General features: G+C 67.7%; 25 protein-coding genes. 10 read left to right on the forward strand and 15 right to left on the reverse strand.

The features are described from left to right. Positions 1-13: 13 nt before the first annotated feature. From L3V85_RS07860 to L3V85_RS07895, 8 genes are all read right to left on the reverse strand, one after another. A complete protein-coding gene (locus L3V85_RS07860) occupies positions 14-289 on the reverse strand; it encodes a hypothetical protein (protein ID WP_237678760.1) in 276 nt (91 codons plus the stop codon). Continuing rightward, positions 286-993 carry an AzlC family ABC transporter permease gene (locus L3V85_RS07865; RefSeq protein ID WP_237678761.1) on the reverse strand — a complete coding sequence of 236 codons (708 nt, stop codon included), beginning with the start codon at positions 991-993 and terminating at the stop codon, positions 286-288. The genes L3V85_RS07860 and L3V85_RS07865 overlap by 4 nt, the downstream gene beginning before the upstream one ends. Before the next feature lie 8 nt (positions 994-1001). After that, positions 1002-1751, reverse strand: a complete 750-nt coding sequence (locus tag L3V85_RS07870) for a 2OG-Fe(II) oxygenase (protein ID WP_237678762.1) — start codon at positions 1749-1751, stop codon at positions 1002-1004. Between the two features lie 70 nt (positions 1752-1821). Continuing rightward, a complete protein-coding gene (locus tag L3V85_RS07875) occupies positions 1822-2532 on the reverse strand; it encodes a Crp/Fnr family transcriptional regulator (RefSeq protein WP_237678763.1) in 711 nt (236 codons plus the stop codon). Positions 2533-2598: 66 nt separating this feature from the next. Continuing rightward, the gene (locus tag L3V85_RS07880) at positions 2599-3243 is read right to left on the reverse strand and encodes a histidine phosphatase family protein (RefSeq protein ID WP_237678764.1); all 645 of its coding nucleotides are present in this window, start codon (positions 3241-3243) and stop codon (positions 2599-2601) included. Between the two features lie 20 nt (positions 3244-3263). Further along, a complete protein-coding gene (locus L3V85_RS07885; RefSeq protein ID WP_237678765.1) occupies positions 3264-3884 on the reverse strand; it encodes a DUF4136 domain-containing protein in 621 nt (206 codons plus the stop codon). A 47-nt stretch (positions 3885-3931) separates the two neighbouring features. Next, a complete protein-coding gene (ttcA, locus tag L3V85_RS07890; RefSeq protein ID WP_237678766.1) occupies positions 3932-4864 on the reverse strand; it encodes a tRNA 2-thiocytidine(32) synthetase TtcA in 933 nt (310 codons plus the stop codon). A 62-nt stretch (positions 4865-4926) separates the two neighbouring features. Then, a complete protein-coding gene (locus L3V85_RS07895; RefSeq protein WP_237678767.1) occupies positions 4927-5877 on the reverse strand; it encodes a LysR family transcriptional regulator in 951 nt (316 codons plus the stop codon). 99 nt (positions 5878-5976) lie between these two features. On the opposite strand from L3V85_RS07895, the gene L3V85_RS07900 reads away from it, so the two are divergent. After that, entirely contained in the window at positions 5977-7200 is a 1224-nt protein-coding gene (locus tag L3V85_RS07900; RefSeq protein WP_237678768.1) for an MFS transporter, read from the forward strand. 15 nt (positions 7201-7215) lie between these two features. On the opposite strand, the gene L3V85_RS07905 is transcribed toward L3V85_RS07900, so the two are convergent. Together L3V85_RS07905 and L3V85_RS07910 are read right to left on the reverse strand one after the other, a co-directional pair. Beyond that, the gene (locus tag L3V85_RS07905; protein ID WP_237678769.1) at positions 7216-7614 is read right to left on the reverse strand and encodes a dihydroneopterin aldolase; all 399 of its coding nucleotides are present in this window, start codon (positions 7612-7614) and stop codon (positions 7216-7218) included. A gap of 11 nt (positions 7615-7625) precedes the next feature. Beyond that, a complete protein-coding gene (locus L3V85_RS07910; RefSeq protein WP_237678770.1) occupies positions 7626-8402 on the reverse strand; it encodes an SDR family oxidoreductase in 777 nt (258 codons plus the stop codon). Positions 8403-8425: 23 nt separating this feature from the next. On the opposite strand from L3V85_RS07910, the gene L3V85_RS07915 reads away from it, so the two are divergent. The 8 genes from L3V85_RS07915 (at position 8426) to L3V85_RS07950 (ending at position 16090) form a co-directional block, all read left to right on the forward strand. Next, the gene (locus tag L3V85_RS07915) at positions 8426-9538 is read left to right on the forward strand and encodes a class I SAM-dependent methyltransferase (protein ID WP_237678771.1); all 1113 of its coding nucleotides are present in this window, start codon (positions 8426-8428) and stop codon (positions 9536-9538) included. 662 nt (positions 9539-10200) lie between these two features. After that, complete coding sequence (locus L3V85_RS07920; protein WP_237678772.1) at positions 10201-11097, forward strand: TauD/TfdA dioxygenase family protein; 897 nt, start codon at positions 10201-10203, stop codon at positions 11095-11097. Between the two features lie 25 nt (positions 11098-11122). Continuing rightward, entirely contained in the window at positions 11123-12133 is a 1011-nt protein-coding gene (locus L3V85_RS07925) for an ABC transporter substrate-binding protein (protein ID WP_237678773.1), read from the forward strand. A gap of 59 nt (positions 12134-12192) precedes the next feature. Beyond that, positions 12193-13056, forward strand: coding sequence for an ABC transporter ATP-binding protein (locus L3V85_RS07930; protein ID WP_237678774.1), 864 nt, complete (start codon positions 12193-12195; stop codon positions 13054-13056). 121 nt (positions 13057-13177) lie between these two features. Beyond that, positions 13178-14047, forward strand: coding sequence for an ABC transporter permease (locus L3V85_RS07935; protein ID WP_237678775.1), 870 nt, complete (start codon positions 13178-13180; stop codon positions 14045-14047). 100 nt (positions 14048-14147) lie between these two features. Further along, entirely contained in the window at positions 14148-14924 is a 777-nt protein-coding gene (hisN, locus tag L3V85_RS07940; RefSeq protein ID WP_237678776.1) for a histidinol-phosphatase, read from the forward strand. A 10-nt stretch (positions 14925-14934) separates the two neighbouring features. Further along, positions 14935-15129 (forward strand): DUF2905 domain-containing protein, encoded by a 195-nt coding sequence (locus L3V85_RS07945; RefSeq protein ID WP_056509065.1) that lies wholly within the window; start codon positions 14935-14937, stop codon positions 15127-15129. A 34-nt stretch (positions 15130-15163) separates the two neighbouring features. Beyond that, positions 15164-16090 (forward strand): ROK family protein, encoded by a 927-nt coding sequence (locus tag L3V85_RS07950; protein ID WP_237678777.1) that lies wholly within the window; start codon positions 15164-15166, stop codon positions 16088-16090. On the opposite strand, the gene L3V85_RS07955 is transcribed toward L3V85_RS07950, so the two are convergent. Beyond that, positions 16063-17577 (reverse strand): PLP-dependent aminotransferase family protein, encoded by a 1515-nt coding sequence (locus L3V85_RS07955; RefSeq protein ID WP_237678778.1) that lies wholly within the window; start codon positions 17575-17577, stop codon positions 16063-16065. The two genes, L3V85_RS07950 and L3V85_RS07955, sit on opposite strands and share 28 nt — an antisense overlap. Before the next feature lie 182 nt (positions 17578-17759). Here L3V85_RS07955 and L3V85_RS07960 point away from each other — a divergent pair, with 182 nt between their 5' ends. Continuing rightward, on the forward strand, positions 17760-18098 hold the full coding sequence (locus L3V85_RS07960; RefSeq protein ID WP_237678779.1) for a hypothetical protein: 339 nt from the start codon (positions 17760-17762) through the stop codon (positions 18096-18098). Positions 18099-18123: 25 nt separating this feature from the next. Here the strand turns inward: L3V85_RS07960 and otsA are convergent, their stop codons facing one another. The 4 genes from otsA to L3V85_RS07980 all read right to left on the reverse strand — a co-directional run bounded on the left by otsA (position 18124) and on the right by L3V85_RS07980 (position 23507). Continuing rightward, a complete protein-coding gene (gene otsA, locus L3V85_RS07965) occupies positions 18124-19509 on the reverse strand; it encodes an alpha,alpha-trehalose-phosphate synthase (UDP-forming) (RefSeq protein ID WP_237678780.1) in 1386 nt (461 codons plus the stop codon). Beyond that, positions 19506-21374 carry a glycoside hydrolase family 15 protein gene (locus L3V85_RS07970; RefSeq protein ID WP_237678781.1) on the reverse strand — a complete coding sequence of 623 codons (1869 nt, stop codon included), beginning with the start codon at positions 21372-21374 and terminating at the stop codon, positions 19506-19508. The genes otsA and L3V85_RS07970 overlap by 4 nt, the downstream gene beginning before the upstream one ends. Next, complete coding sequence (gene otsB / locus L3V85_RS07975) at positions 21371-22171, reverse strand: trehalose-phosphatase (RefSeq protein WP_237678782.1); 801 nt, start codon at positions 22169-22171, stop codon at positions 21371-21373. Before otsB ends, L3V85_RS07970 begins: the two co-directional genes overlap by 4 nt. A gap of 76 nt (positions 22172-22247) precedes the next feature. Then, on the reverse strand, positions 22248-23507 hold the full coding sequence (locus L3V85_RS07980; protein WP_237678783.1) for a multifunctional CCA addition/repair protein: 1260 nt from the start codon (positions 23505-23507) through the stop codon (positions 22248-22250). Positions 23508-23652 lie beyond the last annotated feature (145 nt).

Genomic DNA, 23652 nt, shown 5'->3' on the forward strand with positions numbered 1-23652 from the left:
GCAATAGCGTTCTTCAAAGATGGCGCGCAGCCATGAGCGCCAGCCAGCCTGCCAGAAAGGCGATCTGCAGCCCGCCGAAGCGCCACGCCACGGCCATGGTGACGACCACGGGCAAGAGCAGGGTCGGCGCGATGCAGATCTGAATCAGCAGATAGGCCCCCATCAGGCTGGGGCCGGCGTTCGACAGGGCAACCTCGGCCGCCGGCCAGCGCGACAGCCATCGCGCGGCGCCCAGCCCCGACAGGCGGATCGCGATCGTGACCAGCGCCATCACGACGATGGCGTTCATGCCCGCTTTCTCCTATTGATCCACAGCGTCGCCGCCATGCCGACGAGGCCGGCCAACAGCACCGCCGCGGCCTGCTGATCGGTTCGCCACCAGCAAGCCAGCCCGGCCACGGCGCCGATTGCAACCGGCGCCAGGTGGTGCGGGTTTTTTCGCAGACCGATGGGCAGCAGCAGGGCCATCGAAAGCGGGACCAGCGCGTCCATTCCAAAGCGATACAGCATTTGCGGCGTGAAAATGGCGCCAAATTGAAATCCGGCAATGCATCCGGCCGTCCAGGCCAAGGTCAATGCGGATGAATTGCCCAGAATGAAGTTGGCGTTGATCGGGCCGCGCTGGGCGGCAATATGGCATGCGGTCCAGCTGCTGTCGGTGACCATTGCCGCTGCCAATGCTGCGCGCCATTTGCCAGAATTCTTTAGATAAGGCCAGAGCGAGGCCGTGAAAAGAAGGTGCTTCGCGTTGAGCCCGACGGTCAACGCAATCAGGGCGCCTATATGAAAGGAATTGTTGAATTCCAGCGCGGCCAATTGGGCGGTGGCCGCGTTGACGCTCAATGCCGCAAAAATCAATTCACCCAATGACCAATCGGCATTCTTGCTGGCAACGCCCACGATAAGACCGAATACCAGCACCTTGGGAATGAAAGGCAATGCCGCGATCCAGCCATGGGAAATTCCCATGGGTGCGGACAGGGATTTCTCCATCGAGGCGCTCACACCCAGAACAGGAGTTTTTCAGGGGTGATTCCGAAAAAACCGGACAAGGTCAGGCGTTCTCCATCGCTCGGCAATACCGAATGGGCCTGGGTGGACCGGAAGATGATCAAATCTCCGACACGGGGCGCGACATCGACATATTCGCCTCCCCTGGCGGCCTGAGCGGTATCCTGCTCCTTGTAGATGCGTGTCTGTCCCCCGGACCTAGGCGTCTTCAGGTAAATGTTCCAGGCAAACTGATCGCTGAGGCGCGACGCGAAGGAAAGCCCGCAGTTTTCGCCCGGCATCCAGTCCCGATGAATGGGCGCCTCCGGCAAGGCGCGTACCGTGAAGTTCATCATGCGCCGCTCGTTATGCTCGGCGACGGCGGGAGGCAAGGAAAACGTTTTCGACGCCACTTCCTGGACACGGGGGAAGAAATTGACCAGCGTGAGAATGCGCTCCTCGAATACCTTCTCGAAGATGCGCGCTCGGCGAAAGTATTCGCTGTGATCCGATTTGAAGCGAAAGAAATTGGGCCCGAGCTTGCCTTTGCGAACGACGCCTCCGGCTTTGTCGTCACCGTCGTAATACTCGATGCCGATCTTTGAAATGGCATGCAATATCAGGTCGACCTGATATTCCTGCAGAAAATTCTCGAACCGAAGGCCCGCGCGGTCTCCGGTGGAGAATTTCTTTATCGCCGCGAGGTTGGGCGTCGTGCGGTTGATATCTTCAACCGCCCATTTTCTTACCTCTACCATCATTTCCCCTAGGATTGTGAGGAAGATAATGGCGCCAAGTCTGGTTTTTCGTGGTATCCAGAGATACAGGAAGCTAACTATTTTTGTAATGCAAACGACGTAATGCCGAAGCGTCGTGGATGATGACCCGTTTGGCCCGTGTTTCAATCACCCCTTCGTGCGCCAGCGAGTTCAGGGTTCTTGTCACGGTGACCCGGCTCAGCGCCGTCATGGCGGCAATTTTCTCGTGCGTTAGATCGACCTGAAAATTCGTCGATTCCTGCGTCAATTGGGAATCGCCATTCGATTGCAATCGTGCAATACGCAAAAGCAAATCCACCACCCGCTCCTTGGGCGCCGCCGATGCAACGCCGGCAAGTTTTTCAACAATCATGTGATTCTTGAAGCCGAGCATTTGAATGAGCGAATTCGCCAACTCCGGCATGGCGGCGAATTTCCTGGTGATATCGCCGGGGAGATAGCGGCTCAGGGTGGCGGGCGCGACCACGCGTGTGGTGGTCGGGCGAGGCAGGTCGGCAAATGCCGGGCCTTCGCCAAAGATGGCGCCCGGCCCGAATATCTCGAGCAGGAATTCCGCGCCATTGCTGCGCTGGATGGTCGAGTGAACGAATCCGGATCGCAGCAGATAAAAGTAGCTGTGCCGCTCCCCCTCGCGGGCCAGCACTTCCCCGGCGGGCAGGCTGATGACGCTGCCCAGATGGGTGGCTTCGACCCAGGGGGTCGAGAGGGCCAGGGAGGCGTCCCAGCTGGCATAGGCCGAGGGCTTGGAATTTATTCTTTTCATTCAGAAGATCGCTTCTGTCCCGGTTGCGCCTTGTTGCGCACGGGAAGGTCGCGGTGCGAAGGCCCGCTAGGTCGTCGTTTCGTCGAGCGTGCTGCCGGCAACCAGGTGCGCGGTGTCGCTCCAGCCCACAAGGCTGAAGCCCTCCGGCGTCCACAGCATGCGGTTGATGGCGGCATTGCCCAGTTGCCAGGTGCGCGGCGCCTGCAGTTCCTGGCGGGTGGCGGCGCGGTAGAGCACGTCCATCACGCCGCCGTGTGCCACCAGCACCACCAGCTCGCCCGGATGGCGCGCCGCCAGTTCGGCGGCCACGCCGGTCACGCGGTCGCGGAACGTCAGCAGGCTTTCGCCGCCTTCGGGCTCGAACTCGGGGTCGCGCTCGCGCCAGCGCTTGGCCTGCACGGGCAGCGTGGCCTCGATCTCGGCGAAGCTCATGCCTTCCATGTTCCCGAAGGCCCGCTCGCGCAGGCGCGGCTCGGGTTGCACGGCCAGGCCGTGGGGCTCGGCGATGGCCTGGGCGGTCTGCCAGGCGCGCGACAGGTCGCTGGCGTAGACCACGCCGATGGGCTCGTCGGCGAGCGCCGCGCCTGCGCGCTGCGCCTGCCAGAGGCCGGTGGCGTTGAGCCCGATGTCGATGTGGCCCTGGATGCGGGTGTCGACGTTCCAGGCGGTTTCGCCGTGACGAACGGCGATCAGACGGGTGGCTTCTTCCATCCGCGGGATTCTAGAAGGCGCTACTTTCGAGCCGTCGGCAGCTCGATGTTCACCCGGCGCTCGCCCTGCGGCGGGTTCGGGAAGCCCTGCAGCGCGGCCTGGAACATCACCGGCAGCACGGCGGCGCTCGAGGTGTAGGGGCCGTCGTTGCGCGCCCGGGTCTCGTAGACCACGCGGTTGGAGCCGGCCTCGCGCAGCACGATGCTCACCTCGCGTTCGTACCAGGGGTTTGCCGGCGGCGCGAACGCCGGGCCGCCATACCAGCCGCCGCCGTACCAGCGGCGCCCGTAGTAGCCGTAGCCGCCGCCCCAGCCGTAGCCCCAGGGGCCGTCGTAGAGCCACGGGTCGGCCCAGGGCGAGAGACCGGCCGTCACGCGGGCGCCGATCTGCGCGTTGTACTGGGGATGGGCGTCGTCGCGGCGCAGGCCGACCTTGTCGAGCGCGGCGGCTGCCATCGCCTCGAGCGAGTCCTGCCTTGCGCCGTCGGCCTGCTGCGAGGGCAGGCGGTCGAAACGGTAGGTGGCGCCGGGCGGCACCGCGGCCAGGGAGGAGAAGCTCTTCACATCGCTGTCGACCACCCAGGAGGTGGCGCAGCCGGTCAGGCTTGCCGTGAGAAGAAGAGCTGAGAGCGCACGTTTCATGAGGGTCTCCGGGCAAGGGCTGCCCAAAATTCCCCTGGGTTGCCCGGTCAGCCCTGGACGATGCGCAGTGCTGAGGGTGCCTGGGAGAGCAAGTCGAAAGAAGGCGTGTCGAAGGCCTTGTCGCCGTCGTCATCCGCCACGCCGGTCGCCTTGAGACCCTTGAAATCGTGCCGCGTTCCGTCGAGCAGGTGCGAAGGCACCACGTTCTGCAGCGCGGTGAACATGTTCTCGACGCGGCCGGGGTACTTCTTGTCCCACTCGCGCAGCATCTCTCCGACCTGCTTGCGCTGCAGGTTCTCCTGGCTGCCGCACAGGGTGCACGGAATGATCGGGAACTCGCGGTGCTGGGCCCAGCGCACGGTGTCTTTCTCGGCCACGTAGGCCAGCGGGCGGATCACGATGTGCTTGCCGTCGTCGCTCACCAGCTTGGGCGGCATGCTCTTGAGCTTGCCGGCGAAGAACATGTTGAGGAAGAAGGTCTGCAGCATGTCGTCGCGGTGGTGGCCCAGCGCGACCTTGGTGGCGCCCAGCTCGTCGGCCACGCGGTACAGGATGCCGCGGCGCAGCCGGCTGCACAGGCCGCAGGTGGTCTTGCCCTCGGGAATGACGCGCTTGACGATGCTGTAGGTGTCCTGGTTCTCGATGTGGAAGTCCACGCCCAGATCGCTCAGGTACTTGGGCAGCACTTCTTCGGGAAAGCCGGGCTGCTTCTGGTCGAGGTTGACCGCGACGATGTCGAAGTGGATGGGCGCGCGGGCCTTGAGCTTGAGCAGGATGTCGAGCAGCGCGTAGCTGTCTTTTCCGCCCGAGACGCACACCATGACCTTGTCGCCCTCTTCGATCATGTTGTAGTCGACGATGGCCTGCCCGACCTGGCGGCACAGGCGCTTTTCGAGCTTGTGCGTCTCGCGTTCGATCTTGAGGGAATTGGCAGTGGCGTCGGCGGCGGCGGGCGCCTCGTCGATCCAGACGGCGTTCATGGGCAGGGTACTTCGGGGAGTCGGGGGAAGGGGGTGATTGTCCCCGATCCCCATTCCGCCCGCTACGCGGCGGGAAAGGCGGTGCGCATCGCCTCCACGAAGAGCCGCAGTTTCGCCGGGTAGAAGCGCGCGTACGGGTACACCATGTACACCGGCGCATGGGCTGCCTGCCACTGCGGCGCCAGGTGCACCAGCCGGCCGGCGGCGAGTTCCTCGGCCAGCATCCAGGTCGACAGCACGCCGACGCCCACGCCCAGCACCGCCGCGCTGCACAGGGCGTTGAGGCTGTCGGTGATCATGCGCGGGCGGATCTGCACCCGGTACACCTCGCCCGTGGTCTCGTGGGTCAGCACGACCTCGGTGCGGTAGAAGTTGCGCGCGGCCAGCCAGGGCAGGGCCTCCAGGTCGCCGGCATGCACCGGCGGCGGGCCGCTGCCCAGGAGCGAGGGCGCGCCGATCGCGATGCGCGGCACCTCGGACAGCCTGATCGCCACCACCGACGGGTCGGTCACCTCGCCGACGCGAATGGCGCAGTCCACGCCCTCGGCGATGAAGTCGGGCGTGCGGTCCTGCGGGCCGTCGTGCAGCAGCCATTCGACCGTCGTCTGCGGGTAGCGGTGCAGATACGCGGCCAGCGGCCCGACCAGCAGCTTCTGCCCGAACACATGCGGCGCCACCACGCGCAGCCGTCCCTCGGGCTGGTCGCCGGCGCCGCGCACTTCGGCCTCGAAGGCGTTCCAGCTCACGATCAGCTCCCGGGCGCGGTCGAAACAGCGCTCGCCGTCTTCGGTGAGCTTCATCGCGTGGGTGGAGCGCTGCAGCAGCCGCACGCCCAGCGAGCGCTCCAGCGTCTGCAGGCGTCGGCTCACGGTGGGCTGGGTGGTGCCCATCTGCGCGGCCGCGGCGGACAGCGAGCCGGCCTCGACGATGCGCACGAAGGTCTGCATCAGTTCGATGCGGTCGGCGGAGGCGGCGGAGGCGGCGGTGGAAGGGCTGGAAGGTGGCTTTGCCATACGCGCAGCGTATATCAATTGTTCGTGGCGAGGTACTACCTTCGAGGAGGGCCGCCGCGCACACTCCAGCCCTGCTTTTCAAATCCAAGGGTTAATACCATGTCTTCCATTCAAAGAACGCATGAGGGGCCGTCGAATCCGCTGATCTTCCTGCTCGCCGCCAGCGCGGGGCTGGCCGTGGCGGCGCTCTACTACAGCCAGCCCATGCTGGGCGTGCTCGGTCCCGACATCGGCGCCTCGGCGCGCGCCGTGGGCTTCGTGCCCACGCTCACCCAGCTGGGCTATGCGCTGGGCATCCTGCTGCTGGCGCCGCTGGGCGACCGCTTCGACCGGCGCCGCATCATCCTCGTCAAGGCCTCGGTACTGGTGCTGGCGCTGCTCGGCGCGGCCTTCTCGCCCTCTGTCGGGCTGCTGCTGGTGGCGAGCCTGGCCATCGGCCTGTCGGCCACGATGGCGCAGGACGTGGTGCCCGCCGCAGCCATGCTGGCACCCGAGGCGCACCGCGGCCGGATCGTCGGCACGGTGATGACCGGGCTGCTGCTCGGCATTCTGCTGTCGCGTGTGCTCAGCGGTTTCGTGGCCGAGCACTTCGGCTGGCGCGCGATGTTCTTCGTGGCGGCGGCCAGCATCGCGCTCATCGGCGCAGCCGCCGCGCGCGGCCTGCCGCACCTGCGCCCGACCACGCAGCTGGGCTACGGCGCGCTGCTGGGTTCGCTGGCCAAGCTCTGGAAGCGCCACGGCGCATTGCGCCGCGCCACCTTCGCGCAGGCCCTGCTGTCGGTCGGCTTCAGCGCCTTCTGGTCGACCCTGGCGGTCATGCTGCACGGCGCGCCGTTCCACCTGGGCAGCGCCGCCGCCGGCGCCTTCGGGCTGGCCGGCGCGGCGGGCGCGCTGGCGGCGCCGATTGCCGGGCGCCTTGCCGACCGCCGCGGACCCGAGCTGGTGATCCGTCTGGGCGCGGCGCTGGTGGTGGTGTCTTTCGCGGCGATGCTGTTCGCGCCGCTGATGGCGCCCGCCGCGCGGCTGTGGCTGATCGTGGCCAGCGCCATCGGATTCGATTTCGGCCTGCAGGCTGCGCTGATCGCGCACCAGACCATCGTCTACGGCATCGACCCCGCTGCGCGCAGCCGGCTCAATGCGGTGTTCTTCACCGGCGTGTTCGTCGGCATGGCGGCAGGGTCGGCGCTCGGCGCCCTGGTGCTGGCGCAGTGGGGCTGGCCCGGCGTGGCGCTGATGGCCGCGCTGTCGGCGCTCGGCGCGCTGGCCGTGCGCATGTGGCCGGCGGCCGGTGTCAAGCCCGCGGTGGCCTGCCCGGCGGCCTGAGCCTGCCTGTTCCTGCTACCACTCGCCGGCTTCCATGCGGATCGCCACCTCGCAGTCGTCGAAGATTTCGAGCTTGGCGATCTTCACGCGCACGCCCACCACGCCGGGCAGCTGCAGCAGCCGCTGCACCAGCTTGCCGATCAGGCTCTCGAGCAGGTTGACGTGCTCGGCGGTGCACTCGTCGATGATGATGCGGCGCACCTTGCGGTAGTCGAGCACGTGGAAGATGTCGTCGTCCTGCGGCAGCAGCGGTTGCGGGCCGAGGCTGAGTTCGGCGTCGACCAGGATCGGCTGCGGCGCGGTCTTCTCGTGGTCGAGGATGCCCAGGTTGGCGTCGAAGCGCAGGCCCTGGAGGGTGAGTGTCTGGCGGCCCTGCGTGGGCGTGGCCACGGGGCTGGAAGAAGGGGTGGACATGGTGGTGGTGCTCACATGAGCGAGAAATCGCGCTCGAATTTCATCAGGTGCTGGCCGCCGTCCACCAGCAGCGTGGTGCCGGTGATCGAGCTGTTCTCAAGCGCGAACTTCACCGTGGCGCTCACGTCGGCCGGGGTCGAGGAGCGGCCCAGCGGCGACAGCTTGTGCAGCTGCGCGAACTTGTCGTCGTCGAGCATGTGGCTCGCCAGCGTGAGGCCCGGCGCCACGCCCACCACCCGCACGCGCGGGGCCAGCGCCAGCGCCAGCATCGGCGTGGCGGCTTCGAGCGCGGCCTTCGAGAGCGTGTAGCTCAGGAAGTCGGGGTTCGGGTTCCAGAGCTTCTGGTCGAGCAGGTGTACCACCGCGCCTTGCGCATCGCGCGCGGTCACGTGTTCGTTCAGCGCCTGCGCCAGCAGGATGGCCGCGCCGGTATTGCTGCGCGCATGGCGCTCCATGAGCGCATAGCTGAAGGTGGCGGCTTCGTCGTGCTCGAACAGCGCGGCGCTGTGCACCACCGCGTCGACGCCGCGAAAGCGCGCGACCACGCGGGGCAGCAGGGCGCGCGTGGCGGCTTCGTCTTCCAGGTCGGCGCAGAAGAGGGCCGAGTCGCCGGAGAGCGCGGCGCATTCGGCCACCGTTTTCTCGGCGTCGGCGAGCGAGCTGCGGTAGTGCACCGCCACCTGCCAGCCACCGGCTGCAAGGGCCAGTGCGATGTCGCGTCCCAGCCTGCGGCCGGCGCCCGTGACGAGAACGGTTCGGCGGGCGGGGGAGGAAAAAGCGGCGCTCATGCTGGGGGAGGGAGAATCGGGGGGTGACGACACAGACCCCGAACAGTTTACCCACCGCCCTCGACCACCTGATCGCCCGCGCCGCAGAGCGCGCCGGCGGGTGGATCGGGTTCGACCGCTTCATGGCGCTGGCCCTGTACGCGCCCGGCCTCGGCTACTACGCCAACAGCTCCGCCAAGTTCGGCCACATGCCGTCTTCGGGCAGCGACTTCGTGACCGCGCCCGAACTCACGCCGATGTTCGGCCAGACGCTGGCCGCCCAGGTGGCCGAGGCGCTGGAGAAGACCGGCACCTCCACGGTATGGGAATTCGGCGCGGGCTCCGGCGCGCTGGCCGTGCAGCTGCTGCATGCGCTCGACGAGATGGGGTGCACCGACGTGCGCTACCGCATCGTCGACCTGTCGGGCACGCTGCGCGAGCGGCAGCAGCAGGCGCTGGTGCGCTATGCGGACCGGGTCGAATGGCTCAACGAACTGCCGGAGGCCATGGAAGGCGTGGTCGTCGGCAACGAAGTGCTCGACGCCATGCCGGTGCAGTTGCTGGCGCGCGTAGGCGGCCAGTGGTTCGAGCGAGGCGTGGTGCGCAATCCGCAGGGCGACGGCTGGGCCTGGGCCGACCGGCCGACCGAACTGCGCCCGCCGGTCGAGGTGCCCGGCGAGCACGACTACCTCACCGAGATCCATCCGCAGGCCAAGGCCTTCATCGCCACGCTGGCGGACCGGCTGAAGAAGGGCGCGGCCTTCCTCATCGACTACGGCTTTCCCGAGGCCGAGTACTACCACCCGCAACGGCACATGGGAACGGTGATGTGCCACCGCGCGCACCAGGCGGACGGCGATCCGCTGTCCGACGTGGGCTACAAGGACATCACTGCGCATGTGGACTTCACGGGGATTGCGCTTGCGGGGCAGGATGCGGGGCTTGCTGTGCTGGGCTATACGAGCCAGGCGCGGTTTCTGCTGAACTGCGGGTTGCTGGGGAGGATGGAACTCGGTAGCACTGCCGAGCGGGCCATGGCGGCGCGGCTGATCCATGAGCATGAGATGGGGGAGCTGTTCAAGGTCGTCGGGTTTGCTGTTGGCGAGGGGTGGGATGCGATGGGGTTTGTTGAGGGGGATCGCAGTCATACGCTTTGATTGCTTGTGATTGCGTTGCTGCCCGGGGCCGGGTCTCGCCCCGGCGGGCGACTCACTTTCTTTTGCTTCGCCAAAAGAAAGTAAGCAAAGAAAAGGCGACCCCACTGTCTGCGACCCTCCGCTTCGCTACGGGCAACCTGCGGTGCTCGCGTTTCGCGGGGTCTCGCCCAAACTCGCTTCGCTCAAACAAGGGCGAGCCCTGATCCGCGAAACGCTGCGCTCCTCGGCGCAGCCAGAGGGGGTGAAGACAACACGGGCCATCGCTGCGCTTGGCCCCCACGCGGCACAGCCGCTGCGCGGTTGTGCCGTTCGCGCCGAGCGAAGCGATGGCGTGTTCGGTTTCCAAGCCCTTCTGGCTGCGCCGAGGAGCGCAGACGTAGGCGGGATCAGGGCCGCAGCTGTTTGAGCGAAGCGAGTTCTGCGGACCCCCGCCGTAGTCAAGCACCGCAGGTTGCCCGCAGCGAAGCGGAGGGACGCAGACAGCAGGGTCGCCTTTTCTTTGGCTACTTTCTTTTGGCGAAGCAAAAGAAAGTAGCTCGGCCGCCGGGCCGAGACCCGGCCCCGGGAAACAAACAAACCCATCACCACCAAAATTACAAAGTCATAAGCTAGCAACGAAGAGTTCGTTGGCGAACAGCTCCTCGCGACCTACATTGCCCGCCATGACTGCCGTTCCTACCAGCAGCGTGGCCGAAACCGCCGCCGCACAGCATTTCGAAGTACGCCCCTTCGCCGCCCCCGTAGGCGCCGAGATCATCGGCCTAGACATCGCAAAGCCGATCAACGCCGAAGACTTCGCCCGCATCCACCGCGCGCACCTCGACCACCACGTCCTGGTATTCCGCGACCAGCAGATCACCCCGCAGCAACACATCGATTTCAGCCGCCGCTTCGGCCCGCTCGAAATCCACGTGCTGCACCAGTTCCAGCTGAACAACCACCCAGAGATCCTGATCGTCTCCAACATCAAGGAGAACGGCGAGCCCATCGGCCTGGGCGACGCGGGCGTGTACTGGCATTCGGACATCTCGTACAAGCCCAATCCCAGCCTCGGTTCGCTGCTGCACGCGCAGGAGCTGCCCAGCGAAGGCGGCGACACGCTGTTCGCCGACCAGCATCTCGCATGGGAATCGCTGAGCCCCGAGCTGCAGCAGCGCATCCTGCCGCTGACGGCCGAGCACAGCTATCTCGCCAAGTACGAAGAGCTGCGCGCAAAGAACCCGTGGCGGCCCAAGCTCTCGCAAGCGCAGATCGACCAGGTCGCTCCCGCCGTTCAGCCGGTGGTGCGCACGCATCCGGAGACGGGCCGCAAGGCGTTGTTCGTCAGCGAGCATTTCACGACGCGCATCGTCGGCCTGCCGCAGGCTGAAAGCGATGCGCTGCTGGCCGAGCTGTTCGCGCACAGCGTGAAGCCGGGGTTCGTGTACCGCCACCAATGGGCGCCGCACGACCTCGTGTTCTGGGACAACCGCTCGCTGATGCACCTGGCGGCGGGCACGCCGGACCACCTGCGCAGGCGCCTCAACCGCACCACCATCGTCGGCGACACGCCTTTCTGACCGCTCTTTTTCCAGACCCATTGCAATGAACCGCTTCACCCGCAAAGCCGCCGCGCTCGCCGCCGGCCTCAGTCTTTTGGCCGGCAGCCTGGCCGCGCACGCCGAGGGCCAGATCCGCATTGCCGAGCAGTTCGGCATCGTCTACCTGCTGCTCAATGTGGCGCAGGAGCAGAAGCTCATCGAGAAGCATGCGAAGGCCGCGGGCGTGGATGCCAAGGTCGAATGGGTCAAGCTCTCGGGCGGCTCGGCGGTGAACGACGCGCTGCTGTCCGGCAACATCGAGATCGCCGGCGCCGGCGTGGGGCCGCTGCTCACGCTGTGGGACCGCACCAAGGGCAGGCAGAACGTGAAGGGCGTGGCCTCGCTGGGCAACTTCCCGTATTACCTGGTGACCAACAACCCGAATGTGAAGTCGATCGCCGACTTCACCGACAAGGACCGCATCGCGCTGCCCGCCGTGGGCGTGTCGGTGCAGTCGCGGGTGCTGCAGTTCGCCTCGGCCAAGCTGTGGGGCGACAAGGAGTTCAACAAACTCGACAAGATCAGCGTGGCGGTGCCGCACCCCGACGCAGCGGCGGCCATCATCAAGGGCGGCACCGAGATCACCGGCCACTTCGGCAATCCGCCGTTCCAGGAGCAGGAGCTGGCGGGCAACCCGAATGCGCGCATCGTGCTCAACTCGTACCAGGTGCTGGGCGGGCCGTCGTCGGCCACGGTGCTCTACGCGACCGAGAAATTCCGCAGCGAGAACCCGAAGACCTACAAGGCTTTCGTCGATGCGCTCGACGAGGCGGCGAAGTTCGTCACTGCCAATCCGGAGAAGGCGGCGGACATCTACCTGAAGGTGAGCAACGCCAAGCTCGACCGCGAACTGCTGCTGAAGATCATCAAGAACCCCGAGGTGCAGTTCAAGACCACGCCGCAGAACACCTATCCGCTGGCGGAGTTCATGCACCGGGTGGGCGCGATCAAGAACAAGCCGGCTTCGGTGAAGGACTATTTCTTCGACGATGCGCAGAATTCGTCGGGGAATTGATGAGCACGGCGAAGGTGCGTTCCGGGTTTGACTCCTTCCCCCTTTGGGGGAAGGTCGGGATGGGGGCAGGCGCAGCGGTGGCCAAGCAGGCGCCGTCCGCCCCCACCCCAGCCCTCCCCCAGCGGGGGAGGGAGCATGACGCCAACGCACCGCTGCTGCAAGTCGACAACGTCAGCCTCGAATACCGCACCCCCGAGCGCGTGGTCCGTGCCACGCACCGCGTGAGCTTCGACGTCCATGCCGCCGACCGCTTCGTGCTGCTCGGCCCTTCGGGCTGCGGCAAGTCCACGCTGCTGAAGGCCGTGGCCGGCTTCATCGCGCCGGTCGAAGGCGAGATCCGCCTCGAAGGCCGGCGCGTGACGCAGCCCGGCCCCGACCGCATCGTGGTGTTCCAGGAGTTCGACCAGCTGCCGCCGTGGAAGACGGTGAAGCAGAACGTGATGTTCCCGCTGCTCGCCTCGCGCACGCTCGGCAAGAAGGAAGCGGCAGAACGTGCGCTGCATTACCTCGACAAGGTGGGCCTGTCCAAATTCGCCGACGTGCATCCGCACCAGCTTTCGGGCGGCATGAAGCAGCGCGTGGCGATTGCCCGCGCGCTGGCGATGCAGCCGCGCGTGCTGCTGATGGACGAGCCCTTCGCCGCGCTCGACGCGCTCACCCGCCGCAGGATGCAGCAGGAGCTGCTCGAGCTGTGGGACGAGGTGCGCTTCACCCTGCTGTTCGTCACGCATTCGATCGAAGAGGCGCTGGTGGTGGGCAACCGCATCGCGCTGCTGTCGCCGCATCCGGGGCGCATGCGTGCGGAGATCAACAGCCACGGCTTTTCGCTCGACAGCCTGGGCGGCGCCGAATTCCAGGGCACGGCGCGGCGCATCCACGACATGCTGTTCGAGGAAGAGCAGCAAGCAGTGACTGCGCCATGAGCCCGGCCTTTCTCCCTCCCCTTCCGGGGGAGGGCAGGGGTGGGGGCAAGCGGCGCATCCATCGGGCGCTCCGCCTGCCCCCATCCCAACCTTCCCCCAGAGGGAGAAGGAGCAATACACCATGAGCACCCTCACGCCTCCCATCCGCCCCGAATACGAGCGCCAGCTCGAGCCCTTCACCGAGCTGCCGGTCGAACGCACGCTGCCGCTGGGCACGCGCATCTGGTCGCAAGCCTGGCTGCGCAAGGGCCTGATCCTCGTCGTCATTGCGGTGCTGTGGGAGCTGGCGGCCCGCTGGCAGGACAACGACCTGCTGCTGCCCACCTTCACCGCCACGGCGCGCGCGCTGGTCGAGGGGCTGGCCAGCGGCGAGCTGATCGAGAAGGTGCGCATCTCGCTGGCGGTGCTGCTGCAGGGCTATCTGGCCGGCGTGCTGCTGGCCTTCGCGCTCACCACGCTCGCCGTGTCCACGCAGATCGGCCGCGACCTGCTGGACACGCTCACCTCCATGTTCAACCCGCTGCCCGCCATCGCGCTGCTGCCGCTGGCGCTGCTGTGGTTCGGGCTGGGCCGGGGCAGCCTGGTGTTCGTGCTGATCCATTCGGTGCTGTGGCCGCTGGCGCTCAATACCTATGCGGGCTTCCAGGGCGTGCCCGAAACCCTGCGCATGGCCGGGCGCAACTACGGGCTCAAGGGCCTGCGCTACGTGCTGCAGGTCCTGGTGCCGGCCGCGCTGCCGTCGATCCTGTCGGGGCTGAAGATCGGCTGGGCTTTTGCCTGGCGCACGCTGATCGCGGCCGAACTGGTGTTCGGCGCCTCGTCGGGCAAGGGCGGGCTGGGCTGGTACATCTTCCAGAACCGCAACGAGCTGTACACCGACCGCGTGTTCGCCGGCCTGGCGATGGTGGTGCTGATCGGCCTGCTGGTCGAAAGCCTGGGCTTCAAGACGCTGGAGCGGCTTACGGTACGCCGTTGGGGCCAGCAGCGCTAGCCGCCACCGTCCCTGATATGGGCCTCGGTCGCCCCGGCGTGCCAAACCCGCTTCGGCTCGGGTCTAATCGCAGGTTTTGGCACGCGTTTCCTCCTTTCCCATGAGTTCTTCCTCTCCCGACCTCTCGCCGATCGCCGAGGCACTGGCCGATGCCGCCGCCGCCCAGTCGATGCATTACTTCCGCACGCCGCTGGACATCATCACCAAGGCCGACGAAAGCCCCGTCACGCTGGCCGACCGCGCCGCCGAGACGGCGATGCGCCAGATCCTCGGCGCCCGCGTGCCGGCCGACGGCATCTACGGCGAAGAGCACGGCCCCGAGCGGCTCGACGCCGGCCGCGTCTGGGTGCTCGACCCCATCGACGGCACCCGCAGCTTCATCACCGGCTCGCCGCTGTGGGGCACGCTGATCGGCGTGCTGGAAGGCAGCCGCGTGGTGCTCGGCATGGTCGACATGCCGGTGCTCAAGGAGCGCTGGATCGGCCAGGCCGGCAAGGGCGCCACGCGCGACGGCCAGCCGGTGCGCGTGAGCAACTGCACCGAGGTGGCCAAGGCCCGCATCGTCACCACCTCGCCCGACATCTTCGCGCCCGCCGACTGGGCCGCCTTCGACAAGCTCAGCCGCCAGTGCGCGATGCGCCGCTTCGGCGGCGATTGCTACGGTTACGCGCAGTTGGCCGGCGGCACCATCGACCTGGTGGTCGAGACGGGCCTGCAGCCCTACGACTACCTCGGCCCGGCCGGGCTGATCGAGGCGGCCGGCGGCGTCATCACCGACTGGCAGGGCCAGCCGCTGGGCCTGAAGTCCGACGGAAGGGTGATTGCCGCCGCAACGCCCGAACTTCACCGACAAGCCATGGCCCTGCTCTCGGCCTAGACTGTCGGGCATGTTCCGCTGGTTGATCGTCGTCGTCCTTGCCCTGGTGCTCATGAGCGGTCTGACCGCCTGGCTGCGCCGCTTCGGCTTCGGACGACTGCCCGGCGATTTCGAGTTTCGCGCCTTCGGCCGCGAGTGGCAGTTGCCGATCGCCAGCACCGTGGTGCTCAGCATGATCGCGGCGCTGGTCGCGCGGCTGCTGTAGCGGCGCCCCTGACCTGAGAGAGAAGACCCCCGCAATGAGAGCCTGCGTAGACATCGGTGGCACCAAGGTGGCCGTGAGCCTTTCCCCCTCGAGCGAGGCGCCGCTGGTCGGCCGCCGCAGCGAGCCGACCGCCAAGACGGGCGACAACGACGCGGTGGCGGTGCAGATCATTCGCATGATCGAAGAGGTTTGCGCGGAGCAGGGGGTCGATCCGGCCAGCATCGACCGCGTGGGCGTTTCTTCCACCGGGCCTTTCGAACTGCACGACGGGCTGGTCGAGCTGGCCACGCCCAACATCTGCGGCGGCATCGCCGGCCCCTCGCGCGGGCTGCCCAATTCCTGGATGACCGCCATCGTCGAAGCCCCTCTGGTCAAGCGCTTCGGCAGCGTGCGTGTCGAGAACGACGCTGTCGCCGCGCTGGAAGCCGAGCGCCACTGGGGTGCGCTGAAAGGCCTGGACAACTGCGCCTACGCCACCTGGAGCACGGGCGTTGGCGTTGGGCTGTGCGTCGACGGCCGGGCGCTTCGGGGCAAGAACGGCAATGCCGGCCATGCAGGCCACAGCTTCGTGGTCGACGACACCAGCGGGGCGCTCTGCGGCTGCGGCAACTACGGCGATGTAGAGGCGCTGGTGAGCGGCAGCTCCATCGAGCACCGCTTCGGCCAATCGGCGGCCGAACTTTTCAATGCGGCATCGGCCGGGGAACCGGAGGCGCTGGAAATCGCCGAGGCCCTGTGCCGTGTCGTGGGCCGCATGCTCTACAACATGGTCATCACGCTCGACCTGCAGCGCATCAGCCTGGGCGGCAGTGTCTTCTGGCACCACCGCGACTTCGTGCTGCCGCGCCTGCAGGCGCAGATCGACGGCAAGCTGCTGCCGCTGACCCGTGGCGTGCTGCTGGTACCCGCCGGCCTCGGCGACAAGGTCGGCGACTACGCCGCCCTGGCGCTGCTCGACTGAACTGAGGACGAAGTCGCCTTGCGCCGCTCGGCCGTGGCCGGTGGCGCCACGCCGCAGCCTTCGCTCACGATGGCGCCCAGCCGGCGCAGCCCGGCGTCGACCGCATCGGAATACGGCCAGCCGCAGTTGATGCGCAGGTAGTGGTCGAAGCGCGACGAGTTCGAGAACTGCGCGCCCGGCGCCACCAGCATGTGCTCGCGCAGTGCCGCGTCGAACACCGACACCGACGACAGCCGCTGCGGCAGCTCCACCCACAGCTGCAGCCCGCCGCGCGGCAGGTTCAGCCGCGTACCCTGCGGAAAATACCGGGCGATGGCGTCCGCCGTCTGGTCGCGCTGCACATGCAACCGCTCGCGCAGGCGGCGCAGGTGGCGGTCGTAGGCACCGCCCGCAATGAATTCGCCGGCCGCGATCTGTGCCAGCGCCTCGTTGTTGCGGGTCTGCGCGTACTTGAGCATTTCCACCTGCGCATGCCAGCGCCCGGCGGTGATCCAACCCAGCCGAAGCCCCGGCGCCAGCACCTTGTGCAGCGAGGCGCAATAGATCACGTTGCCGGTGCGGTCCCATGACTTCAGCGCGCGCAGCGGCGTGTCGCTCTCGACCAGGTCGCTGTAGGTGTCGTCCTCGACCAGCGCGATGCCGTGGCTCTCGCACAGGTGCACCAGCCGCTGCTTGTGGGCGTCGGGCATCACGCTGCCGATGGGGTTCTGCAGGTGCGGCACCACCACCACGGCCTTGATGTCGTCGTAGGTCTGGATGGCCAGCTCCAGCGCCTCGATGGAAATGCCGGTCTGCGGGCTGGTCGGTATCTCGAGCGCGCGCATGCCCAGGCTCTCGAGCACCTGCAGCAGGCCGTAGAAGGTGGGCGACTCCACGGCCACCGTGTCGCCGGGCTTGGCGATGGCGCGCAGCGCGAGATTCAGCGCCTCGATGCAGCCGTTGGTGACCAGCACCTCGTCGGGCGCCACCGTCATGCCGATGCGCAGGTTGCGCTGCGCCACCGCTTCGCGAAACTGCAGGTGGCCCTTCTGCGAGGAGGCGGTGGTCAGCAGTTCCGGGCGCTGGCGCAGCGCGCGCGTCATCGAGTTGCGCAGCGCTTCGGCCGGATACAGCTCGGGGGCCGCGCGGGCGATGGCGAAGTTGAGCTTGACGCCCGTGTGCCGCCCGCGCGCCATGAAGTTGGCCATGCGCTCGCGCATGCTGACGAACTGCGCCGGATCGGGCGGCACGTCGGCCACCGGCTCTTCCATGGGCGCGATGGCCATGCGCTGCGGCCGCCGCACGAAGTAGCCCGAGCGGTCGCGCGCTTCGACCCAACCGTCGCTTTCCATCGCGCGGCAGAGCTGCAGCGCGGTCGACAGGCTGATGTCGTGCAGCCGCATCAGGCTGCGCAGCGACGGCAGCTTGTCGCCCTGCTTGAGCGAGCCGGTGTGGATCGCATCCACGTAGTGCGCGGCGAGCTGGCGGTAGAGCGGTAGCGAGTCCATGAGGCCGATATTCCCGCGTTCGGGCATTCGAAAACAGATGCAGTTGCTTGGGAAAACCACCATAACAGATGCGCCTGCGCGGCGGCTGTTATGGCTGCAATAGCCTGTGCGTGTGCCTGTTTTCGAGGCAGCCGAATTTCTACGATCAGTGCCCGATCACCGCTTTTTTTCGAAGGCACGCCATGACCCTCACCATCGACCCCGCACCCGATACCGTCACCCTGGAGCCGGGCCAGTCCGTGCGCACCGCTGTCGACGCCGGCGCGTGGCTGCAGTTGGTCGAGGGGCGCGCGCGCATGCTGTCGCCGCCGAGCTGGTTCGGCGAGACGCTGTTCATGACCGAGACCATGCTGGCCGAAGGCGATGTCCACCGGCTGGAGCGCGGCGGCTGGATCGAGGTGTCGGCGCTGCACACGCCGGTGTCGTTGCGCATCCACGCGCCGTACCGGCCGCATGTGCCGGCACCGGCCGATCCCGAGCTGCGCCCCGTGATGCGGCTCATGCGCCTGCTGATGGGCTGAAACGCCCGGCAGGCGAGGCGGGCGGCTAGCGTTCGCTGTCCGCTTCGCGCAGTGCGTCGAGGAAGGTGCGGCGCCACCAGTGGATGTCTTGGTCGCGGATGCGCGACAGCAGCTTCTGGTGCCGCTCGCGCCGCTCTTCCAGTGGCATGTGCAGCGCCTGCTGCACGGTTTCCGCCGTGCCGTGCGTGTCGTACGGGTTCACCAGCAGCGCTTCTTTCAGCTGCTCGGCCGCGCCGGCGAAGCGCGACAGCACCAGCACCCCGGGGTCCGCCGGGTCCTGCGCCGCGATGTATTCCTTGGCCACCAGGTTCATGCCGTCGCGCAGCGGCGTCACCAGCCCCACGGCGGCGGCGCGGCACAGCCCGGGCACGCGCTTGCGCGCCACCATGCGGTGGATGTAGCGCACAGGCATCCAGTCGAGCTCGCCGTAGTCGCCGTTGATGGCGCCGCACAGCGACTCGAGTTCGCGCCGGATGTCGCCATAGGCGTCGACCGTCTCGCGCGTGGGCGACGCGATCTGGATCAGCGTGGCGCTGCGCCGGTTCTCCGGGTAGTGCGCCAGCAGCTCGCGGAATGCGCGCACCCGCTGCGGAATGCCCTTGGAGTAGTCCAGCCGGTCGATGCCCAGCAGCAGCCGGCGCTGCGAATACTCGCGCTTCATGGTCTCGTACATGTCGCGCGATTCCTTCGCATGCGTGAGCGCGGCGAATTCGTCCACGTCGATGCCGATGGGGAAGGCGCTGCAGCGCACCGTCTGCCCGTAGGCGCGGTACATGTCGTCGCCCAGGTACTGGCCGCGCGCCTCGTTGCGCACGTAGTGCTCGAAGTGCTGCACGTCCTGCTGGGCCTGGAAGCCGATCAGGTCGTAGGCGAACAGCGAGCGCATCAGCCACTCGTGCTGCGGAATGGCCGCGATGATGATCTGCGGCGGCAGCGGAATGTGCAGGAAAAAGCCGATGCGCTGCTTGCAGCCCATCGCGCGCAGTTCGGCCGCCAGCGGGATCAGGTGGTAGTCGTGCACCCAGATGATGTCGTCGTCCTGCAGCAGCGGCAGCAGCTTGCGCGCGAACAGCTGGTTCACGCGACGGTAGCCGCCGATGAAGCCGGCGTCGAAATGCGCCAGGTCGAGCCGGTCGTGGAACACCGGCCAGAGCACGTCGTTGCTGTAGCCGAGGTAGTAGCTGTCGTGGTCCTCGCGGCTCAGGTCGATGGTGGCGAGCGTGACCTTGCCGGCCTGCTGACGGTGCAGCTCGCCTTCGCCGGTCGGCCCGCCTTCGACGATCTGTCCGCTCCAGCCGAACCAGAGGCCGCCGCTTTGCTGCAGGCTCTCGCCCAGTGCCACGGCCAGGCCGCCGGCGGCGGGCTTGCGCGGATCGGCCACGCGGTTCGAGATGACGACGAGGCGGCTCATATGGCGGAGTCCCAGGGGGCGGACAGACGCACGGCCGCGTTGATGATGCCGACCATCGAATAGGTCTGCGGGAAGTTGCCCCACATCTCGCCGGTGACCGGGTGCGTGTCTTCCGACAGCAGGCCCAGCGGGTTGCGCGCGGCCAGCATGGTCTCGAAGATCTGGCGCGCCTCGGCCTTGCGGCCGATCTTGGCGAGCGCGTCGATGCGCCAGAAGGTGCAGATGTTGAAGGCCGTCTCGGGCTTGCCGAAGTCGTCGGCCGCCTCGTAGCGGCGCATGTACGGCCCGTCGCACAGCGACTTCTCCATGGCGTCGACGGTGGAGATGAAGCGCGGGTCGCGCGCGTCGATCAGCCCCACCTCGACCATCAGCAGGATGCTCGCATCGAGCTCGTGGCCGCCGAAACTCTCGGCGAAGGCCTGGCGCTCCTCGCACCACGACTTGGCGAGGATCTCTTCCTTCATGCGCGCGGCATGGCCGTGCCAGTAGGCGGCGCGTTCGGGCAGGTGCAGCGCGCGGGCGATCTTGGCCAGCCGGTCGCAGGCGGCCCAGCTCATCAGCGCCGAACTGGTGTGCACGCGGGCGCGCGTGCGCAACTCCCACATGCCTGCGTCGGGCGTGCCGTAGACGCGCACCGCCTGCTCGCCCACCGCCTCGAGGTGCGGGAACTCCGCCACGCCCGCGCGGCTCAGCAGCCGTTGGTCATGGAAGGACTGCGCCGCGCCGAGCACGATGTTGCCGTACACGTCGTGCTGGAAGTGCTCCTGCGCCTGGTTGCCCACGCGCACCGGGCCCATGCCGCGGTAGCCCGGCAGGCCGTCGACGAAGGACTCGGGCAGCTCGCGTTCCAGCCCGATGCCGTACAGCGGCTGGATGTGCTCTCCGTGCGAGCCGATCACCACGTTGCCCAGCCAGCGCAGGTAGTCTTCCATGGTGCCCACCTCGCTCAGCGAGTTGAGCGCGCGCACCACGAAGAAGGCGTCGCGCAGCCAGCAGTAGCGGTAGTCCCAGTTGCGCTGGCTGCCCGGCGCTTCCGGAATGCTGGTGGTCATGGCGGCGACGATGGCGCCGGTGTCCTCGTACAGCGAGAGCTTCAGCGTGATGGCCGCGCGGATCACCGCGTCCTGGTACTCGAAGGGAATCGCCAGGCGCTTGCTCCAGGTGCGCCAGTAGGAAATGGTCTCCTGTTCGAAGCGGCGCGCGGTGTCGGCGATGCCGTCGAGCAGCGTCTCGTCCACGCCGAACATGAAGTTGTATTCGCGCGAGATCACGAAGGGCTGGCGCGAGAGGATGTGCGAGATCGATGCGTCGGTGTTCAGCCGCAGCGTGAGGTCGGGACCCACGTAGCGGATGTGGTTGCTGCCGCGCGTGACCTCCACGGGCGCCGAGGCGCCCCACTGAAAGCGCGGGTCGAGCGACACGCGGATGCGCGGCGCGCCGGCGATGGGCCGCACGCGGCGCACCAGCATCAACGGGCGGAAGTAGCGCGAGCGGCTGTAGAAGCGCGGCGCGAAGTCGGTGATCTCGATGCCCTGGCCCGCGCTGTCGAAGAGCTGGGTGCGCAGCACGGCCGTGTTCGGCTCATACCACTGCTTGGCTTCGGCGAAGTCTTCGATGTCGATGCTCCAGGCGCCGGCGTCTTCGCCGGGGTGCAGCAGCGCATTGAACACCGGGTCGCCGTCGAAGCGCGGCAGGCAGCACCACACGGCGCGGCCGCGCGCGTCGATGAGCGCGCTGTAGGCGCAGTTGCCGATGACGCCGACGTCGAGCGAAGGCTCGGCCTGCGGCGCGAAGCCGCGCGGTGCCGGGGCTGCACCGACCTGCGCTTCGGCTTCGGGTGCGGTCGACAGTTGCTGTTCGCTCATCCGGGGTTCCTCGGGGATTCGGTGTCTGTTGTCTTGCTTGTCGCAGGCGCTGCCAGCAGGTCGCGTGCCTGCACCAGCCATTCGTAGACGGCGCGCGGCGATTCGAGGCGGTGCAGCGCCAGGCTGGGGCCCGAGCCGACCTTCACGGCAACGCCGCCGCGCGGCTGCACCACCGCGAAGCCGCTCTCGTCGGTGGTGTCGTCGCCGAGGAACACGGGCTTGCGCCCCTTGAACGGCGCCTCTTCCATGAAGGCATTGATGGCAATGCCCTTGTTGACGCCCGCGGGCTTCACTTCGAACACGAACTTGCCGTGCATGAGTTCGAGCTGCGGATCGTGCGCGATGGCGCGCGACATGGCGTCGCGGCACACCGCCTCGAGCTGCGGCGCGAGCCGGTAGTGCAGGGCGATGGCGGCGTGCTTGCGCTCGACCAGCAGGCCTTCGTGCACGCGCGCGAGCTCGTTGGCGATGTTGAGGATGGGCGTGAGCTCGGGCGGGCGCTGCTCCTGCATGTGGCCTTGGGAATCTCGGCGCTGCACGCCGTGCTCGCCGGCCGCGGGCAGGCGCAGCGGCGCCAGGAAGCGGTCGATGGAGTCGATCTGGCGGCCCGACACGACGGCGAGGGCGCCGCCGAGCTGGTCGCGCAGGTCGCTCAGGAGGGGAACGAGGGCAGGCGGGATCTCGATGGCTTCAGGCGTGGGCGCAAGCCCGACCAGCGTACCGTCGAAGTCGAGAAAGAGGGCTGCATCCCGGCCCAACGGAGGAGGCAACTGCAAGTTGCTGGAGGACTTTGGCATTGGGAAAAACCATAGCACGGGCGGCCATCCTCCCGTGTCGGCCAAAGCCGGCTGTGCAGCAGGGCCTTGGGCGCTTTCAGCCTGGCGACGCTGCCACAGCTTCCACCCGCGCCTGGTGGATCGCCTCGCCGATCTTCGGGCCGGTGGCGCCTGCCTGCTGGGCGGCGCGCGCCACCACGTCGGTGGGCACGGCGGCAGCGGTGGCCAATACCGCCAGCAGCCGGGGGCGCTGCGGATAGGCGGCGTCCTCGAAGCCGAGCCGGCCGCGTGCGTCGCACTCGCAGGCCAGCAATGCGTCGGCGAAGCGCGCGGGCTTGCGGAAGGCGTCGCAGCGCTCCAGCAGCCGCACCAGCCCCACCGCGTCGAGCGCGCCGCTGCCGTGGATGTGGCCGTGCTCGCGCGCCACCACCTCGGCCAACTCGCGGATGTCCACCGGCACGCGCCAGCGTTCGCACACCTGCTGCAGCAGTTCGACGCTGCGCTTCTCGTGGCCGGTGTGGCGCGGCAGCACCTCGGCCGGCGTCGTGCCCTTGCCCAGGTCGTGCATCAGGCAGGCGAAGCGCACCGGCAGCGAAGCCTGCAGCCGCGCGGCGGTGTCCAGCACCATCATCAGGTGCACGCCGGTGTCGACCTCGGGGTGGTGCTCGGCGCGCTGCGGCACGCCCCACAGCCGGTCGACTTCGGGCAGCAGCACGGCCAGCGCGCCGCACTCGCGCAGCACCTCGAACATGCGCGAGGGCCGCGCTTCGGCGAGGCCGCGCGACAGCTCCTGCCACACGCGCTCTGGCACCAGCGCATCGACCTCGCCGGCCGCGACCATCTCGCGCATCAGGGCCATGGTCTCGGGAGCGACGCTGAAATCGTGAAAGCGCGCGGCGAAGCGCGCCACGCGCAGGATGCGCACCGGGTCTTCGCGGAAGGCGTCGGTCACATGGCGCAGCACCTTGTCGCGCAGGTCGCGCTGGCCGTGGAAGGGGTCGGCCAGCGTATCGGACGTGGGGTCGAAGCCGCCGTCGGCATTTACCCGCTCGGCCGGCAGCGCGATGGCGTTGACTGTCAGGTCGCGGCGCGCGAGGTCCTGTTCCAGCGTGACGTCGGGGGCGGCATGCACCGTGAAGCCGCGGTAGCCCGGGGCGCTCTTGCGCTCGGTGCGGGCGAGCGCGTATTCCTCTCGCGTCTCGGGGTGCAGGAACACCGGAAAGTCGCGGCCCACGGGCAGGTAGCCGCCGGCCACCATGGCTTCGGGCGTGGCGCCGACCACCAGCCAGTCATGGTCGGACACCGGCCGGCCCAGCAGCCGGTCGCGCACAGCGCCGCCAACGAGAAAAATATTCATGGATGCAGTGTAGGGATACTCCGTACCTCAAAAATAGAACGGTCGTTCGATAATTTCCGGTGCAAAGCGGGCCACCATTCGTCCAGCGGGCAAATGTCAGCGGCGGCTACAAGCCGGGGTTGCGCTTCGCAGAGGGATTTCTCAA

Source organism: Variovorax paradoxus, assembly GCF_022009635.1.
In the GTDB taxonomy this organism is placed as follows: Bacteria; Pseudomonadota; Gammaproteobacteria; order Burkholderiales; family Burkholderiaceae_C; genus Variovorax.

Bases quoted from the DNA above. Each gene is read 5' to 3' on its own strand.
- otsA (WP_237678780.1), bottom strand. From the start codon at position 19,509: ATGAGCCGCCTCGTCGTCATCTCGAACCGCGTGGCCGATCCGCGCAAG.
- L3V85_RS07955 (WP_237678778.1), bottom strand. From the start codon at position 17,577: ATGGACTCGCTACCGCTCTACCGCCAGCTCGCCGCGCACTACGTGGAT.
- L3V85_RS07930 (WP_237678774.1), top strand. From the start codon at position 12,193: ATGGGGGCAGGCGCAGCGGTGGCCAAGCAGGCGCCGTCCGCCCCCACC.
- L3V85_RS07900 (WP_237678768.1), top strand. From the start codon at position 5,977: ATGTCTTCCATTCAAAGAACGCATGAGGGGCCGTCGAATCCGCTGATC.
- L3V85_RS07970 (WP_237678781.1), bottom strand. From the start codon at position 21,374: ATGAGCGAACAGCAACTGTCGACCGCACCCGAAGCCGAAGCGCAGGTC.
- L3V85_RS07925 (WP_237678773.1), top strand. From the start codon at position 11,123: ATGAACCGCTTCACCCGCAAAGCCGCCGCGCTCGCCGCCGGCCTCAGT.
- ttcA (WP_237678766.1), bottom strand. From the start codon at position 4,864: ATGAACGCCGTCTGGATCGACGAGGCGCCCGCCGCCGCCGACGCCACT.
- L3V85_RS07860 (WP_237678760.1), bottom strand. From the start codon at position 289: ATGAACGCCATCGTCGTGATGGCGCTGGTCACGATCGCGATCCGCCTG.
- L3V85_RS07950 (WP_237678777.1), top strand. From the start codon at position 15,164: ATGAGAGCCTGCGTAGACATCGGTGGCACCAAGGTGGCCGTGAGCCTT.
- L3V85_RS07920 (WP_237678772.1), top strand. From the start codon at position 10,201: ATGACTGCCGTTCCTACCAGCAGCGTGGCCGAAACCGCCGCCGCACAG.
- L3V85_RS07895 (WP_237678767.1), bottom strand. From the start codon at position 5,877: ATGGCAAAGCCACCTTCCAGCCCTTCCACCGCCGCCTCCGCCGCCTCC.
- L3V85_RS07935 (WP_237678775.1), top strand. From the start codon at position 13,178: ATGAGCACCCTCACGCCTCCCATCCGCCCCGAATACGAGCGCCAGCTC.
- L3V85_RS07905 (WP_237678769.1), bottom strand. From the start codon at position 7,614: ATGTCCACCCCTTCTTCCAGCCCCGTGGCCACGCCCACGCAGGGCCGC.
- L3V85_RS07885 (WP_237678765.1), bottom strand. From the start codon at position 3,884: ATGAAACGTGCGCTCTCAGCTCTTCTTCTCACGGCAAGCCTGACCGGC.
- hisN (WP_237678776.1), top strand. From the start codon at position 14,148: ATGAGTTCTTCCTCTCCCGACCTCTCGCCGATCGCCGAGGCACTGGCC.
- L3V85_RS07875 (WP_237678763.1), bottom strand. From the start codon at position 2,532: ATGAAAAGAATAAATTCCAAGCCCTCGGCCTATGCCAGCTGGGACGCC.
- L3V85_RS07960 (WP_237678779.1), top strand. From the start codon at position 17,760: ATGACCCTCACCATCGACCCCGCACCCGATACCGTCACCCTGGAGCCG.
- L3V85_RS07980 (WP_237678783.1), bottom strand. From the start codon at position 23,507: ATGAATATTTTTCTCGTTGGCGGCGCTGTGCGCGACCGGCTGCTGGGC.
- L3V85_RS07945 (WP_056509065.1), top strand. From the start codon at position 14,935: ATGTTCCGCTGGTTGATCGTCGTCGTCCTTGCCCTGGTGCTCATGAGC.
- L3V85_RS07870 (WP_237678762.1), bottom strand. From the start codon at position 1,751: ATGATGGTAGAGGTAAGAAAATGGGCGGTTGAAGATATCAACCGCACG.
- otsB (WP_237678782.1), bottom strand. From the start codon at position 22,171: ATGCCAAAGTCCTCCAGCAACTTGCAGTTGCCTCCTCCGTTGGGCCGG.
- L3V85_RS07880 (WP_237678764.1), bottom strand. From the start codon at position 3,243: ATGGAAGAAGCCACCCGTCTGATCGCCGTTCGTCACGGCGAAACCGCC.
- L3V85_RS07910 (WP_237678770.1), bottom strand. From the start codon at position 8,402: ATGAGCGCCGCTTTTTCCTCCCCCGCCCGCCGAACCGTTCTCGTCACG.
- L3V85_RS07865 (WP_237678761.1), bottom strand. From the start codon at position 993: ATGGAGAAATCCCTGTCCGCACCCATGGGAATTTCCCATGGCTGGATC.